Raw genomic sequence first — 15,071 nt, forward strand, 5'->3', positions numbered from 1 at the left:
CTGTAGCTTTGATTATCGCAAATGCCGTCGCAAATGCCACTGCAAAGTTAAGCGACGCTGCGGTTGCCCGCCACCAACCGCTGCGTGCTTTTTAGGCGAAAACCGCGCAGCCAGCAGTTGCAAAGCCCAGGTCAGAGATGTAATGAGGAAAAAACCTACGCTTTCGCTTCCAAATACTTCAGCAGCCCGGTGCAGCCGGCGAGGACATCGCGGTAGGTGGCGTCGAAGTCCCCGGTGTACCAGGGGTCGGCGATGGGCCGGTCCGCTCCGGCGAACGAGAGCAGAAGGCGCACCTTGCCCTCGGGGTCGTCGGCGAAAAGGCGGCGCATGTTGCGCACGTTCGCCTCGTCCATGCCGATGAGCAGGTCGAAGTCGGCGTAGTCGCGCGGGGTGATCCGCCGTGCCGTCTTGCCGGCGCACGAGATGCCCACGCTCGCGAGCTTGCGGCGCGTGCCCTGGTGCACGGGGTTTCCCAGCTCCTCGGAGCTCGTGGCGGCTGAGGCCACCTCCACCACGTCAGCGAGTTCGTGCTTCTCAAGCAGGTCTCGCATCACGAACTCAGCCATCGGCGAGCGGCAGATGTTGCCGTGGCAGACGAACAGTATCTTGGTCGGCTTCATGGTCCTCCTTCGGTTTCGCCGTCCTCATGCACGCATCCTTTTCTGTCGTCTGGGAACGCGCGAAGTCCTTCTCCCTTGTCATCCTGGGCGAGCGAAGCGAGTCGAAGGATCTGGTTCCGAGCATGATGCGCTCGCATGCGCAACTCACCTGCGACCAGATCCTTCGACTCCGCGCCCTACGGGCGCTCCGCTCAGGATGACACGAAGGGCGCACTCGTAGAAACGTCCGCGCCAACACGTTGACGTGCGAACAAACCCCCTATTCTTTGAGTCTCATTATAGAATGCTTCCATGACGAGTCTGCGACAGAGTTGCCCCCATGTTCGCAAGCCATGAACGGCTTTATAATGGAGTCAAGCGCTCGCAACCAAAGGAGGTGGCCCTGTGAATCCGCGCCAGATCGACATCGCTGACATGCAGTGCTGGCTTTTGCGCATGGCGGAAAAGAAGTGGCACATGCCCGCCCCCCAAGTTGCCGCCCTCTTCCAGCAACACGACGTATTCGGCTACTTGGCCGGCTTTTACGATATCCTGCACCTCAGCAGCTATGACCTCGCCCTCGCTGATGTTGAGAGCTACCTGAGGAGCAAGGGAACGTCGCCATGCTAGCCCTACCCGACGGCCTTGTCCTCTACCATGGAAGCTACGCGCGAGTGGAAGATGTTGACCTGGCTCGATGCGCGCCGGGAAGAGACTTTGGACAAGGCTTTTACCTCACCACCGACTACGAGCAAGCGCGTAGCTTCGTGGCGCTTTCGGTGCGCAAGCACAAGGCCGACACCGGTGAAGAAGTCCATGGGGGCTATGTTTCCATGTTCAAGGTGACCGAACCGAATCTGCTGCAATTCTATGCGTTTGAGGACGCCGATGAAAACTGGCTCCACTTCGTGGCGGCGAATCGACGCAACGACCTCTTCTCCTGCTTGGTTTCCCACTACGCAGACTTCGATGTCATCGCGGGTAAAGTAGCGAACGACCAGACCGCGCGAACGCTCCAGCTCTATGTGTCCGAGGCTTTCGGCAAGCCCGGGACCGAGGCTGCCGACCAGCTTGCCGTTGCAGCCCTCATGCCCAATCGGCTGTCTGACCAGTACTGCTTCCGCACCCCAAAAGCTGCTCGCTGCCTCATGTTCGAGGGGAGCGACCGCTATGACGAGTAGCTTCGGCGACCCCCTCTCCCCCTCCCAGATGGAAGCCTGCGCCGTCCTGGCCATGCGCATGATGCTGGAGGACCTCGCCACTGAAACGGGCCGTGCGTTCGACGAGCTGCTCGTGGCGTTTGCGAGCTCAAACGCTTACTCGATGCTGTTCGACTTCGAGACCCGCCTTTGGGCGGAAGGCCCCGATTATCTCCGCGGCGTTTGGGAACGCGAAATCGAAAGGAATCCCTGAAAATGAGGAGAGCCCCTCGTTTGGTAAAGAGAGCCTTCTTGGTCACTTATCTCATGGGCTAAAGGACACGTCACCTCCCTGTCATCCTGAGCGGAGCGCTTCAGCCCTCCGAGACGCCGCGGATGCTGGCACGGGGCGATTGCAGGCGCTTTTGCCCGAGCGACCGACAACGTCCACTTTCCATCCATGATTCTGGAAAGCTGGATGGAAAACGCCCGTTATCGGCGATCCGAGCCCCTAAAACCACCGACAACGGCGCTTTCGCATCCACTTTTCCCGAGAAACCGCCGATAACGACCCTTTTGCATCCAAGATCGCTTGGGAGGTGGATGGAAATCTGTCGTTGTCGGTGATTCGCCTCAGGGATCGCTTGAGAGATGGATGGAAAAGCGCCGTTGTCGGTAACGTTGTCGGCGACCGACGGACGAAGCACCTCGGGCCCCGCGTCACTGAGCGAAGTGCCTGAGTTCACGAGCACAAGGCGCCTCGTGTCGTCCTGAGCGAGCGAAGCGAGTCGAAGGATCTGGTTCCGAGCATGATGCGCCCGCGTGCGCAACTCCCTCGCGACCAGACCCTTCGACTCCGCGCCCTCTGGGCGCTCCGCTTAGAGCAAGCGCAGGTCGGGAGCTACAGGTCGATGCGGCCGAACTTGGCGAGGAGCTCGGAGGCGGCGGCGCAGGCGTCGCAGTCGCAGTACTTCGCGCCCTCTTCCTTGCGCTTCAGCTGCTCGGCCAGCTTGGCCTCGGCGACCTCTGCCCCGAACATCTCGGCAGCCGGTCCCTGCAAAAAGGCGATCACGCCGTCGATGGTGGTGGGGCGCCCCTCCAAGATGTCGAGCAGCTCAGCCGTGGCCGCCTCAACGGCCACGTCGCTGCCGTCAGCCGCGACAGCGGTCTTCCAAGCGTTCGCCGCATCCTTGGTGACCTGCGTGCTCAAGCCGGCCTCCGCGAGGATGTCAGCACGCGTGGCCACAAAATCGAATAGTTCCTTCTCCATAGCTGCCTCCTTGGCTCGACGATAGACAGGTCAAGCATAGCGACGGGCAAACTCTACGTCAAACGCGCGTCGAGCGCGCCGCGCGACCGACAAAGCAGCGGGAACGACGCTCTTCTAGATTGATCTTCCCGCAGTGTCTTTTAAGCCGACACTCTGCGGCTATTTGTTTACTATTCAGACTCCCACCTGCAGTTTAATATAGCGTTAAGAGCTTGTTTACCCGATCCGCAATCAACGGGCGCGGCATGACGCCTTAGAGCCGCCCTGAGCGAAAACTGACAAGCTAGGGGGATATATGAGTGCAGACGCAGACGAATCGAATCGGAACGACTTTCGCGGCCGGGTCACCCGAAAGATGCTCTGGGATGCGTTGTTCTCCTTGATAGAGGAGCGTCACTTCGACAACATCAGCGTGAAGGACATCTGCGCCCGGTCACACGTGAACCGCTCGACGTTCTACAACCACTTCGAGAGCAAGTTCGACCTGCTCAACTACGGCATATACGAGATCATGCCCGAGGAGGCCAACCTCATCGAATGTACTTGAGTCGCTCGCATACGCGCCCTGCGTTGTTCGGCGAGGTCGGATCGCCTTCGAGCTTGGTCAGACGCCCGTCCACAACAGTGGCAAGCAAACCACATCGCTCATGACTGCTGTGACACAGAATCGGTTTGACCTCTGTCGCCATTTCCTTCTCCTCCTTCTTCTTTCTCTTCCATTACCTTCAAACTCTCGCGAGGCCCTTTGACCTCGCCTTTTCAACGTATCGAAGATAGGGGCGCTTCGCCATCAACAGTATCTCCCGTCTGTTCGTTACCCCGACACCGCCCCGAAAGCGCCGCCTTAGGCAACACCGACCCCCGAATTGTCCACGTCTCAGCCGAGGGCGCGAGGGGCAGCGACGCGGGGAGACGAGCGTCCCGGAAGCGCATGCCGACAGCGGCCGGCTGGCCTGCCGAGCGCCTGCCGCAAGGGGCCAGCCGCGGTAGCTCGCCTCAGCCGAGCGCGAGGACCGCCCGTCGCGCGGCGTGCTTGTTCGCCTTGAGGCGGCGCGCCTTCTCGCGGATCTCGTACATATGCCCGCCCTTTTCGTACTGCTCCCTCAGGCTCGAGGCCGCGGCGACCCTGCCGCCCGTCATCTCGAGGAACACCTCGTCAAGGTCGGCGTCGGCAAGGTCGAGCCCGAAGTGGTCCGCGTAGGAGTCGAGGGCGAACCCCTCGAGGATGGCCTCGCGCGCCCGCTCCATGAGGAACGCGCCGAACGCCTCCCGGTCCATGCCCTGCGTCGCCAGGTAGTCGTCAAGCGACAGGTTGCTCTGCTCGGCCTGCCCGCTGATCTGGTAGATGAGGTCGTTGACGACCTTCTCGTACAGGGCGTCGGAGATGGGCGCGTCGAGGCGCCGGGACAGCTCCTGCGCCACGGGGCGCAGCAGGGCCTCCTCGTCAGGCTTCGCGCGCTCCTGCGCCATGCGCGCGCGGATGGCCTCCCGAAGCTCCCCCATGCTCTTCGCGCCCTCGATATGACGGGCAACCCACTCGTCGGTGAGCTGGGGCGGGGTGAACTCGGCGAGGGATTGGACCGTCACCGTGCACGTCAGCGTCTCCGTGTCGCGCTCGTTCTTGGAGTGCAGGCCGAGGGCCTGGAACTCGAAGGTCTTCGTCTCCCCGCGCCTCATGCCCGTGATGTTCTCGTCGAACTCCGGGGAGAACCACCCCTCCCCTATGTCGAACGAGCGGCTCGGCGACGTCAGGTGCTCCACGGGCTGTGCGCCCCTCAGGGTGCTGATGGACACGTTGACCCTGTCGCCCGGCCTCACGGGCCGATCCTCCTCGGTCTCCACGTACGCGGCGTGGTCCAAGACGATCTGCTTGAGGTATCCCTCGACCTCCTCGTCAGTGACCTTCTGCTCCGGAAGCTGCACGCGCACCGGCTCGTACGACGACAGCTCGTAGCGCGGCTTGCGCGTCACCTCGACGGCAAGCGCGTAGGGGGCGCCCTGCGTCGGCTGGGGCGCGTCGACTATGACGGGGTCGAGGATCGTCTCGAAGTCGAGCGCGTCCACTATCCAGGAGACGAGCATGGCCGGCACGCCCTCCGCGCAGCGGCTCTCGACCTCGTCCTGGCCGAGCTTCTCGACCAAGAGCGTCATGATGTCCTCGTCGCTCGTGGAGTCTATGACGTTGGTGTAGGCCAGTATGCGCCTGACGACCTCGAAAACGCTGCTGACGTCCGCTGCGGCGAACGACGCCTCGACGCGAACCTTCCCATCGCCCGCGTCAGCGAGGCTCATGTGCTCTGGCTTCATGACCGCACCCCTTCGTATAGACACGCCGTCCGACCGCCCCCTTGCGCCGCGAGGCGCGCCGCAAGGGGGCAGCTCCTCAGCGCTTAGGGGCTTTACTCAAATCTACCGTTTCGAGCTGGGGTTTCGTAGTCAGCAAAAAACTGGGCGTGTTTAAGATCGCGACATTCTCGCATTGTGTGTTGCCTAGTGGCACATATCGGGGAAACCGTCTGGCGCGCTGGCGCGCGTCAGGCGACGCACGTCCTGCCGTCTGGTGCGCGTCAGGCGGCGCACGTCCCGCCGCCTTCCTGCCCGCCGTCTTCCCGACCGGATCGGCCCGCCTTCGCCACCGTTCGCCAAGGGGCGCTTCGGCCGACGTTTTCCCCTTTCAGCGTGGGGAGGAGCGGCAGATGGTCTATCATGGTCTGCGTGGGAAACCAAGGCCCGCCGCGCACGGCGGCACGAAAGGGGAAGCAACATGAAGATGAAGAAGCTGATCGCCATGATCTCCCTGGGCGCTCTGCTCGCCTTCTCGCTCGTCGCCTTCACCGGCTGCGGAGCCAACGACGAGCAGGTCATCCGCGAAGCCATCGCCGACGAGCTCGACTCCTACAAGACGCTCGACGACGAGGTCGTGAACACGCTCATCGCCGACATGGACGCCGACGAGCTGTCCGACTACGGCATCGACGGCGCCGAGTTCATCAAGTCCTACCTCTCGGGTTTCGACTACACCATCGACAGCGTCACGGTTGACGGCGACACCGCCGAGGCCGTCATCACCATGACCTGCAAGAGCTACTCCGGCTACGAGAAGGCGCTCGAGGAGGCCGCCACCGGCATCATGGAGGACGAGAGCATCTTGAAGATGAGCGAGGAGGAGGTCAACGCCCTCATCGGCTCGACCATCATGGACGCGCTCGACAGCGTGGAGGTCGCGCAGACCGAGCCGGTCACCATCGAGTACACGAAGTCCGGCAACGTGTGGGAGCCCGCGGCTTCCACGAGCAACGACGTCGCCACCGCCCTCATGACCAACTAGCATGCGCCCCGTGAGAGCCGCCTGCTTATGCGGGCGGCTCTCTGCTGTCCGAAGGAAGCGACCCTCATGAGCGAAACCACCTCGAAGAGCACGAGCGCGCGCCGCCCTGCGACGCAGGCTGCGCGCGCGTCCGCCCCCGCCCCGCGCGGCCGTGAGCCGCAGGCGCGCCTCACGCCCCAGATGGCGTGGCTCCTCGCCGCGCCCCACACCTGGCCTGCGTCGATCCTGCCCGTGCTCGTGGCCTGCGCCTGCGCGTACGCCACGACGGGCGCGCTCTCGGTGACGATGGCGTGCACGCTGCTCGTCATCTGCGTCCTCATGCAGTCGGCCGTGAACACGCTCAACGACTACTTCGACTACGTCAAGGGAACCGACTCGGAGGAGGACAACGTCGACCCCTCAGACGCCGTCCTCGTGTACAACGACGTGAACCCCGCCTCTGCCCTGCGCCTCGCCCTCGGCATGCTCGCCGCGGCGTTCGCGCTCGGCATCTACCCCATCGTGCAGGCAGGCTGGATCCCGCTTGTCATCGCGCTGGTGGGCGCGCTCATCGTCTTTCTGTACTCGGGCGGCAAGACGCCCATCTCGTACCTGCCCATCGGCGAGCTCGTGAGCGGGTTCGTGATGGGCGGCCTCATCCCGCTCGCATGCTACCAGGTGCTCACCGGCAGCCTGGACTGGCGCGCGCTCGCATGGGCCGTCCCCACCGTCATCGGCATCGGCCTCATCATGCTCACGAACAACACCTGCGACATCGAGAAGGACGTCGCGGCGCAGCGCAAGACGCTCGCGGTCCTGCTCGGGCGCGCGCGGGCCGTGAGGCTCTACCACGCGCTCATGTACGCGTGGGTGGCAGCCGTCATCGTCATCGTCGGCGTCTGGTTCACGGGCGGCCTCGTCGTCATGCCCTTCATGCTGCTCGCCGTCTACCCCATCGCCAAGGCGCTGCGCTCGAACCCGCTCGCGAACCCGGCGCGCATCGGGGCCATGGCCCAGATCTGCAGCCTGAACGTGGCGCTCGGGGCGTTCTACGCCGCCGCCGTGCTCGCGAGCCGCGGCATGACGCTCATGATCTAGCGCGCCGCGCGCATCTAGCCGGCAGCGCACGCCGCGCAAGCGCCTTGCGCGCCCTTCCCGCCGTCAGGGGGATACGCGATGGCGATCTGGCCGCGCCAGCGCCGCGCGAGCGCGTCAAGGTCAAACGCCTTGAGCAGCTGCTCGGGCGTCGTCGGCTCGTCAGCGGGGATGAGGCCCGCCGCATAGGCCACGTGCCCCACCACGCCCGCCGGCGTCTTGAAGCGCGCGAGCAGCTCGTCGAGGGCCGCGTCGCGGTTGCGCTTGGCGAGGCGGCGCCCGTCAGGCGCCACGAAGAGCGGCACGTGCGCGTAGCGCGCATGCGGGAGGCCGAGCAGGTCCTGCAGGTACACCTGCTGCGGCGTGGAGCATAAGAGGTCGACACCGCGCACCACCGAGCTCACGCCCTGCGCGGCGTCGTCGACCACCACCGCGAGCTGGTAGGCGAACGCGCCGTCCGAGCGGCGCACGAGGAAGTCGCCGCACTCGCGGTCGAGCTGCTGCACGTAGGGGCCTTGGATCTGGTCGTCCACCTCGATCACGCGCGCGTCCACGCGCAGGCGGCACGAGGGCTGCCGCGCGGGCGCGCCAGTGGCGCGCGCCTCGACCTCCAGGCGCTCGCGCCGCGCCGCGCGCTCATCGTCCGTCAGGTTTCGGCACGTGCCGGGGTAGACGTGCTTCTCCCCCTGGTGGGGGGCCGAGGCCGCGTGCAGGTCGGCGCGCGTGCAGAAGCAGGGGTAGGTCAGGCCGCGCGCGGCGAGCGCGTCGAAGGCGGCGCGGTACGCCTCGTCGCGCCCGTGCTGGTAGAAGGGGCCGGCGTCCCACGTGAGGCCGAGCGACTCGAAGTCGCGCTGCACCGCGTCGCAGTACTCCGGCTTGGAGCGCTCGCGGTCGAGGTCCTCGATGCGCAGGACCATCTCCCCACCCTGCGACTTGGCCACGAGCCAGGCCATGAGCGCGGCGAATATGTTGCCCGCGTGCATGCGCCCCGTCGGCGAGGGGGCGAAGCGCCCGACGACGCGCCCACCCCCTTCGTGAGCGTTGTTGGGCACCTACGCCTCGTTCAGCACGAAGGCGCGGCCCGCGGCGAACGCCGCGAGGTTCGCCTCGACAGTCTTCGGCGGCACGCGGCGCGAGATGGTGTCCTCCCACGCGCTCACGGGGAAGTCGAGGCGCGCCGAGAGCGCGCCGAGCAGCACCACGTTCGACGCCTTCACGTTTCCCGCCTCGCGTGCGAGGCGCTCGGCGGGGATGAGCAGCGCGCCGAGGCCGACGAGGTCCTCGCGCGCACGCGCCGGCATCTGCGCCTTGCCGGTGAGCACGGGCAGCGACTTGATGGCCTCGTCGTTCACCACGAGCGAGCCGCCTGCCTTGAGCTGCGCCTGGTTGCGCAGCGCCTCGGTGGTCTCGAACGACACGATGATGTCGGCGCAGCCCAGGTCGGACACCATGGAGGCCACCTCGTCGCCGAAGCGCACGACGGTGGTCACGGCGCCGCCGCGCTGGGCCATGCCGTGGATCTCGGACACCTTCACGTCAAGCCCGGCGGCGAGCGCCGCGCGGGCGAGCAGGTCGGCCGCAAGGATGGTGCCCTGGCCGCCGACGCCGCACAGCAAAACAGTTGTTGCAGACATAAACGAACCTCCTACTCTGCGACGATGGCGTCGAAGCGGCAGTACTGGGCGCATTGGCCGCAGCCGATGCACAACCCGGCGTCAATGGACGCCGTGCCCGTCTCGGCGTCGCGCGCGATGGCCGGGCAGCCCAGCGTCGTGCACACGCCGCAGCCCGTGCACGCCGCGCTCACGGCATACGGGGGACGGCGCTTGCGCTCGAGCAGGACGCACGGCGCGCGGAAGATGAGCACCGACAGCTCGTCGGCGGCCGACGTGGCCTCCTTGAGCGCCGTGCGCACCGCCGCCATGTCATGCGGGTCGACCACGCGCACGTCCTCGACGCCGAGCGCGCGCACGACGCCCTCGAGGTCGAGCTCGCGGCTCGGGCGCTGCTGCAGGGTCACGCCGTTGAAGGGGTTGCCCTGGCGGCCCGTCATGGCCGTGGTGCGGTTGTCGAGGATGCACACCGTGCCGCTGCCGCAGTTGTACACCGTTGAGATGAGCGAGCTCAACCCCGAGTGGCCGAACGTGGAGTCGCCGATGACGGCCACCACGGGGCGGTGCTCCTCGCCCGCCCAGGCCAGCTCGAAGCCGTGCGCCATGGAGACGGACGCGCCCATGTCGACGCACGTGTCCATGGCCGCGAGCGGCGGCAGGGCGCCGAGCGTGTAGCACCCGATGTCGCCGGTGACCACGGCGCGCAGGCGCGTGAGCTCCTTGAACACGAGGCGGTGCGGGCAGCCTGGGCACAGCGCCGGCGGGCGGCCGGGGAGGTCGTCGCGCGCGGGCAGGTGCTCGGGCGCCTCCAAGCCGAACGCGGCGCGCACGAGGCCCGGCGACAGCTCGCCGTCGCGCGGCAGCTCGCGCGGGAACGCCCTCACGTCAACGCCGCACGCCGCGACGCCGCTCGCCAGGTACTCCGAGGCTTCCTCCACCACGTAGAGCTCCTCGACCGACTCGGCGAAGGCGCGGATCTTGCCCGCGGGCAGAGGCCAGGTCACGCCGAGCTTCAGGACGGACGCCTCCGGCAGCGCCTCCGCCACGTGCTGGTACGCCGCGCCGGCGCAGATGACGCCGACCTTCCCCGCGCCCTTCGTCACGACGTTGTAGGGGCACTCCTCGACCCACGCGCGCAGGTCCTCGATGCGCTCGAGCTGCACCTTGCGGCGCGGCTTCGCGAACGCGGGCATCATGACCCACTTCTGCGGCGCCTTCTCGTAGGGCTTCGGCTCGAACGCCGCGCGCTCGCCCACCTCGACGGGCGTCTTGGTGTGGGACACGCGCACCGAGGAGCGGATCATGAACGGCACGTCGAAGCGCTCCGAGAACTCGAAGGCGTCGCGCGTGAACGCGAGCGCCTCGGCGGAGTCGGCCGGGTCCATCATCGGGACGTGCGCCGCCTGCGCGTAGTAGTGCGAGTCCTGCTCGTTCTGCGACGAGTACATGCCCGGGTCGTCCGCGGCGAGGATGACCATGCCGCCGCCCACGCCGGTGTACGCCGCGGTGAACAGCGGGTCGGCCGCCACGTTCACGCCGACGTGCTTCATCGTGGAGATCACGCGCGCGCCGGCTGCCGACGCGCCGAGCCCCACCTCGACGGCCACCTTCTCGTTCGTGCACCACTCGGCGTACACGCCCTCCTTGCGCCCGAAGCACTCGAGCGTCTCGGTGGAGGGAGTGCCCGGGTACGCCACGCCGATCGTGGCACCCGCCTCCCATGCGCCCTGGGCGATAGCCTCGTTACCTGACAACAGCTCCATACCACACCTCACTTGGCGCCGAAGCGCCCTCTTCCTTCCCTTTCCATGCCCTGCCCATGCCCTCCGCCCGCAGGCGCCCGAGGCGCCGGGCTAGAGCGCGCTCTCTTCGTACAGCAGGCAGAACGTCCCGATCTGGACGAAGTCGCCCGAGCGGAGCGCCTTCGCCTCGACGCTCTGGTTGTTCACCCACACGCCGTTGAACGAGTTCTCGTCGGCGATGACGTAGCAGTCGCCCTCGCGCCGAAGCGTGGCGTGCATGCGCGACACCGTCATGTCGTTCAAGAAGATCGAACACTGCGGGCTGCGCCCGATGGTGAGCTCGCGCTCCTCGGGGCTCAGCCGATACGTCACGCCCACCTGCGGGCCGCGCACCACGCGCAGCACGCACTCGCAGGCGTCCCGCTTCGCCGAGGCGCGCTCCTGCTCGTCGAGCACGAGCGGCTTGAACTTCTGCGTCGCGCCGAGCAGCTTGAAGCCGCACTGCGCGCAGCTCGCGTCACCGGGGTTCACCGGCGACTGGCACACCGGACATCTCTCTGTCATGTTCACCTTCCCGTCTGCCCAGGCTCGCCTGCGGCCAGCCTACACGACAAGCGCCTGCTTGTCGTAGATGAGCGATACGTCGTTGAGGACGACCGAGTCAGCCGTGGTCGGCTCGCCCGTGAATCCCTTGATGAAGCGGTCCCACCAGATGCCGATGCCCTCGAGCGCGCCGGGGGCCGCGACGTCCTCGCACGCCACGAGGTCGACCTGCGCGACCACCTCGTTGCCCTGGTGGAAGGTGGCGCGCCCGAGCACGTCTCCCACCTTCACGTCGCCCGTCGGCTCGTCGAACTCAAAGGACTCGCTCACGTTGCCGTCGAGCGCGAACACCTCGACCGACGCCGCGGGGTCGGCGAACGTCGCCTTCACCGTGCGGTCGGGCCAGTCGGCATGCGCCACCTCGGCGACCACGGGCGCGTCGACCTGCGTGCCGCCAAGCGTCACCGGCACGCTCTCGGCGGCGTGCGCGAGCGCATACGTCACGCGGTTGTCGTACACCCAGTCGAACAGCGTGGTGGCGTCGGCGAAGCGCTGCGCCTCGGAGCTCGAGTGCAGCACGATGGCGTAGAGCTCCACGCCGTTCCGCGTCGCCGCGCCCGCGAAGCACGCGCCCGCCAGGTCGGTGAAGCCGGTCTTGATGCCGCAGGCGCCCTCGTAGACGCCGAGCAGCTCGTCGGTGCTCTCAAGCTCGACGCTCGCCTTCTCGCCGTCGCGCTCCACCTCGATGGTGGCCGCCTCCGTGCCCACGATGCCGCGGAACGTCTCGTCGCCCATGGCGCACGCGGCGATCTTGGCCACGTCGGCCGCGGTGCTGTGCAGGTCGCCCGCCCACTCGCCGTCGTCGAGCCCGTGCGGGTTCGTGAACACCGAGTCGGCGCAGCCGAGCTCGGCGGCCTTGGCGTTCATGCCCTCGACGAACGCCGCGAGCGCCTCCTCGTCAGTGCCGCCGCCGAGCATGACCTTCCCCACGCTCTCGGCGATGGCGATGGCGGCGTCGTTGCCCGAGGGGATCATGAGGGCCTTGAGCGCCGCCTCGAGCGGCATGACGTCGCCCTCCTGCAAATGCGCGCTCGACTCGCCCACCTCGGCGGCAAGGGCGCTCACCGTGACCGGCGTGTCGAGCGGCGCGGCGTCGAGCGCCACCACCGCGGTCATGACCTTGGTGACGGAGGCGATCTGCGCGGGGTCGCTCGCGTTGCGCTCGAAGTACACCTTGCCGTCGGCGCCCACCACGATGGCCCGCTCGGCGTCGATCGAGGGGCAGGCCGCCGCCGCGACGCCGCGCTGCTCCATGGCGGTGCCCGCGATCACGTCAGTGCGGCGCACGTCAGCCCAGGCGGCGTCCGCGTCCGACAGCGCAAGCGCGCAAGGGCCCATGGCCATGCTCGCGCACAGCAGGCCCGCGCACGCCAGGCGACCCAGGCGGCCTCCCCCGCGCCCGCGCGGGCGGACGGGCGAGGCAAGGGCGTATGTCACATCAGTCCTAAGCTGCATGGCTTCCGTTCTCGTTCTGGTCGACGGGCGCATCAGGGCCCTTCACGATGACCTCGTCGATGGGGGCGTACACCGAGTAGAAGGAGTCCTGCCGCACCAGCGCGCCGTCCTTGGCCTTGACCGTGCGCTGCACCGTGATCTCGAGGCCGTCGGTCCCCACGGTCTTGACGTATCGCGTGCCGGGTGGGAGCGTGTCGTCGACCTCCTCGCGCGTGTCGTACTCCTCGCCTTCGACCCACTCGCCGGTCTCCGTCGAGACGCTGTAGCCGAGGTCAACTCCGTACAGTGTAACGGTTACGCTCGAGTCGGTGTAGCTGGTGCGCAGCAAAACATCGGAATCGGTATCGTTTCGCCAGACGAAGTCGAGGTCGGGATAGGACACGGCCGCGTCGCGCCCCGCCGGGTAGCTCGCCATGTAGAGCGTGTGGTTCATGCGCTTGTCAACGGGGAAGCCGCCCTCGTACACCGCGTTGAACACGGTGGTGGCCACCTGGCAGATGCCGCCGCCCGCCTCGTCGACGTACTCGCCGCCCGAGATGGCGCCCGCCGGCAGGAAGCCCGCCTCCTCGTTGCAGTTGCCGGCCGTGTCGTTGAACGACCACGTGCCGCCGTCCGACTGGGTCACCGAGTTGTTGAGCAGGTCGGACACGAGGCGGATGTTGTGGTTGCGGTTGCTCGTGGACTCGGTGTTGGTGTAGAGCGTGGTGAACGAGGAGATCTCGGTGACCAGCCCGTAGCCGACCGCCTCGTCGAAGGTCAGGGCACCCGAGACCGCCTTCGTCTCGACGGGCACCGCATCCCCGCTCGCCACCTGGGCCGTCCCCTTCTCGCGATAGGGGCCGAACAGGTTGGCGTCGAGCGCGTTGAGCGCGGCGTCGAGCATGGGCGCGGTGACCTCGCCGCGCGGCGTGACGGTGACGTCGTCGCCCGAGACGTCGAAGTCGACGGCCACGCCCGAGCCCGACACGCTCTCGTTCAGAAGCTCCACGAGCGACGGCGTGGCGAGGGCGTGGTCGACGAAGGGCACGAGCTCATAGGCGCCCTCCTGCCCCTCCACGCGCGTGCCGACCCAGCGGGCAAGCTCCGCGCGCTCGACAGAGAAGTCCTTGTCACCCGTGGAGAAGGCAGCGCCGTCGGCGATGAGCGCGTTCACCGCGTCGCAGGTCGCCTGCGCGCCCGCCTCGTCGATGCGCAGCGGCGCGTACTCCACGCGCGCCACGAACGAATGGGCGCCGCCCTCGTCGCTCAAGAGCGCCGCGTTCAGCTCGTCGGTGAGCGTCTGGCGGTTGACCATGGAGCCGTCATGCCCCTCGACCACGCTGGCCACGCCCTCTTCGAAGGCGATGTCGAAGTCCTGGCGCGGCTCGCCGATGGCCGAGTCGATGTCGCTCGCGAGGCTCTCGAGCTCGTCGGCGCCGATGTCCACGCGCACGTCGACGTTCCAGCCGCCCACAAGCGCGCGGATGCGGTCGATGGGGCCCAGGCCCGCGCGGCCGACCTCCATCGCCTCGCCCACGAGGCCCTCGACGGGCAGCGTCGCGTTGAGCGACTGGGCCGAGCGCACCCACAGCGACTTGCTCTTCTGCGCCTCCTCGAACGATATCTGCTCGGCGCGCGCCTGGTCCTGCACGATCTGCTGCTCGACGTCGACCGAGTTCGCCACCTCGTCGTTCGCGAAGATGATGACCTGGTTGGCGGCCAGGCGGCCGGCGTACGCGTCCGACACCGCGGAGGCGGCCTCCTCCTGCGTCATGCCCGACACGTCGACGGTGCCGATGGTGACGCCGCGGTGCACCTTGCCTCCGGTCAGCCCCGCGTCCACGAGGCCGCCCACCACGAGCACGCACGCCACCACGAGCGCCACCGCCGCGACGCAGCTTCTCGCCGTCACGTGCCGCACAAGCGAGAGCAGCAGGGAAAGCCCGCGTCCGATGACCTTGATGAGGCCGAGGAGCGCCGCCGCCAGAAGCCCGAGCACCCGCTCGGGAAGGCTCTGCTCGCCCGCGGACTGCGAAGATGAGATGACCTGCACGGGAATGCCCGCGGCGGGCGCGCCGCGGCGGGCGCGGTCCTTCCGGCGGGTGCCCTGCGCGCTGCGGTCGCGCCCTTGGCCATGCGAGCCCTGCGCTCCGCGCGTCGGCTGCTCCTTGCGCGCGGGACGAGGCTTGCGCGCGGGCTGCGCCGACCTTCCCGGTCGGTCAGGGGCAGCAGGGCGCTCACGGTGCTCGCCTGCGGCGCGACGAGGCTG

16 protein-coding genes are annotated in these 15,071 nt (G+C 67.4%); 6 read left to right on the top strand and 10 right to left on the bottom strand.

The window, feature by feature from the left end; translation table 11 throughout:
* Positions 1-155: 155 nt before the first annotated feature.
* Positions 156-620, bottom strand: coding sequence for a low molecular weight protein-tyrosine-phosphatase (locus HRL41_RS05635; RefSeq protein WP_172135914.1), 465 nt, complete (start codon positions 618-620; stop codon positions 156-158).
* Between the two features lie 384 nt (positions 621-1,004).
* Here HRL41_RS05635 and HRL41_RS05640 point away from each other — a divergent pair, with 384 nt between their 5' ends.
* The 3 genes from HRL41_RS05640 to HRL41_RS05650 are packed head-to-tail and all read left to right on the top strand — an operon-like array spanning position 1,005 to position 2,012.
* Positions 1,005-1,229, top strand: coding sequence for a DUF3791 domain-containing protein (locus tag HRL41_RS05640; protein WP_172135915.1), 225 nt, complete (start codon positions 1,005-1,007; stop codon positions 1,227-1,229).
* Positions 1,223-1,780: a DUF3990 domain-containing protein gene (locus tag HRL41_RS05645; protein WP_172135916.1), complete on the top strand. Its 558-nt coding sequence runs from the start codon at positions 1,223-1,225 to the stop codon at positions 1,778-1,780. The genes HRL41_RS05640 and HRL41_RS05645 overlap by 7 nt, the downstream gene beginning before the upstream one ends.
* Complete coding sequence (locus HRL41_RS05650; RefSeq protein WP_172135917.1) at positions 1,770-2,012, top strand: hypothetical protein; 243 nt, start codon at positions 1,770-1,772, stop codon at positions 2,010-2,012. Before HRL41_RS05645 ends, HRL41_RS05650 begins: the two co-directional genes overlap by 11 nt.
* A gap of 627 nt (positions 2,013-2,639) precedes the next feature.
* On the opposite strand, the gene HRL41_RS05655 is transcribed toward HRL41_RS05650, so the two are convergent.
* Entirely contained in the window at positions 2,640-3,008 is a 369-nt protein-coding gene (locus tag HRL41_RS05655; RefSeq protein ID WP_172135918.1) for a 3-hydroxyisobutyrate dehydrogenase, read from the bottom strand.
* A gap of 355 nt (positions 3,009-3,363) precedes the next feature.
* Here HRL41_RS05655 and HRL41_RS05660 point away from each other — a divergent pair, with 355 nt between their 5' ends.
* Positions 3,364-3,555, top strand: a complete 192-nt coding sequence (locus HRL41_RS05660; RefSeq protein ID WP_256368290.1) for a TetR/AcrR family transcriptional regulator — start codon at positions 3,364-3,366, stop codon at positions 3,553-3,555.
* On the opposite strand, the gene HRL41_RS12430 is transcribed toward HRL41_RS05660, so the two are convergent.
* Positions 3,539-3,697: a hypothetical protein gene (locus HRL41_RS12430; protein WP_172135920.1), complete on the bottom strand. Its 159-nt coding sequence runs from the start codon at positions 3,695-3,697 to the stop codon at positions 3,539-3,541. The two genes, HRL41_RS05660 and HRL41_RS12430, sit on opposite strands and share 17 nt — an antisense overlap.
* Positions 3,698-4,004: 307 nt before the next feature.
* On the bottom strand, positions 4,005-5,315 hold the full coding sequence (locus tag HRL41_RS05670) for a trigger factor (RefSeq protein WP_172135921.1): 1,311 nt from the start codon (positions 5,313-5,315) through the stop codon (positions 4,005-4,007).
* A gap of 457 nt (positions 5,316-5,772) precedes the next feature.
* Here HRL41_RS05670 and HRL41_RS05675 point away from each other — a divergent pair, with 457 nt between their 5' ends.
* Both HRL41_RS05675 and HRL41_RS05680 read left to right on the top strand, forming a co-directional pair.
* Complete coding sequence (locus HRL41_RS05675; RefSeq protein ID WP_172135922.1) at positions 5,773-6,336, top strand: hypothetical protein; 564 nt, start codon at positions 5,773-5,775, stop codon at positions 6,334-6,336.
* A gap of 180 nt (positions 6,337-6,516) precedes the next feature.
* Positions 6,517-7,413, top strand: coding sequence for a prenyltransferase (locus HRL41_RS05680; protein ID WP_172135927.1), 897 nt, complete (start codon positions 6,517-6,519; stop codon positions 7,411-7,413).
* A 14-nt stretch (positions 7,414-7,427) separates the two neighbouring features.
* Here HRL41_RS05680 and gluQRS read toward each other — a convergent pair whose 3' ends face one another.
* From gluQRS to HRL41_RS05710, 6 genes are all read right to left on the bottom strand, one after another.
* Positions 7,428-8,462: a tRNA glutamyl-Q(34) synthetase GluQRS gene (gluQRS, locus tag HRL41_RS05685; RefSeq protein WP_371808804.1), complete on the bottom strand. Its 1,035-nt coding sequence runs from the start codon at positions 8,460-8,462 to the stop codon at positions 7,428-7,430.
* Positions 8,463-9,044 (bottom strand): indolepyruvate oxidoreductase subunit beta, encoded by a 582-nt coding sequence (locus HRL41_RS05690; protein ID WP_165054810.1) that lies wholly within the window; start codon positions 9,042-9,044, stop codon positions 8,463-8,465.
* A gap of 11 nt (positions 9,045-9,055) precedes the next feature.
* Positions 9,056-10,786 carry a thiamine pyrophosphate-dependent enzyme gene (locus tag HRL41_RS05695; protein WP_172135923.1) on the bottom strand — a complete coding sequence of 577 codons (1,731 nt, stop codon included), beginning with the start codon at positions 10,784-10,786 and terminating at the stop codon, positions 9,056-9,058.
* Positions 10,787-10,876: 90 nt separating this feature from the next.
* Positions 10,877-11,329, bottom strand: coding sequence for an FHA domain-containing protein (locus HRL41_RS05700; protein ID WP_165171748.1), 453 nt, complete (start codon positions 11,327-11,329; stop codon positions 10,877-10,879).
* Between the two features lie 39 nt (positions 11,330-11,368).
* Positions 11,369-12,823 carry a D-alanyl-D-alanine carboxypeptidase family protein gene (locus HRL41_RS05705; protein ID WP_172135924.1) on the bottom strand — a complete coding sequence of 485 codons (1,455 nt, stop codon included), beginning with the start codon at positions 12,821-12,823 and terminating at the stop codon, positions 11,369-11,371.
* Positions 12,813-15,071, bottom strand: a 2,259-nt coding sequence (locus HRL41_RS05710; RefSeq protein ID WP_172135925.1) for a VanW family protein, incomplete at its 5' end; no start/stop codon positions are given. The genes HRL41_RS05710 and HRL41_RS05705, both read right to left, overlap by 11 nt.

Source organism: Adlercreutzia sp. ZJ473, from assembly GCF_013185065.1.
GTDB lineage: Bacteria > Actinomycetota > Coriobacteriia > Coriobacteriales > Eggerthellaceae > CAAEEV01.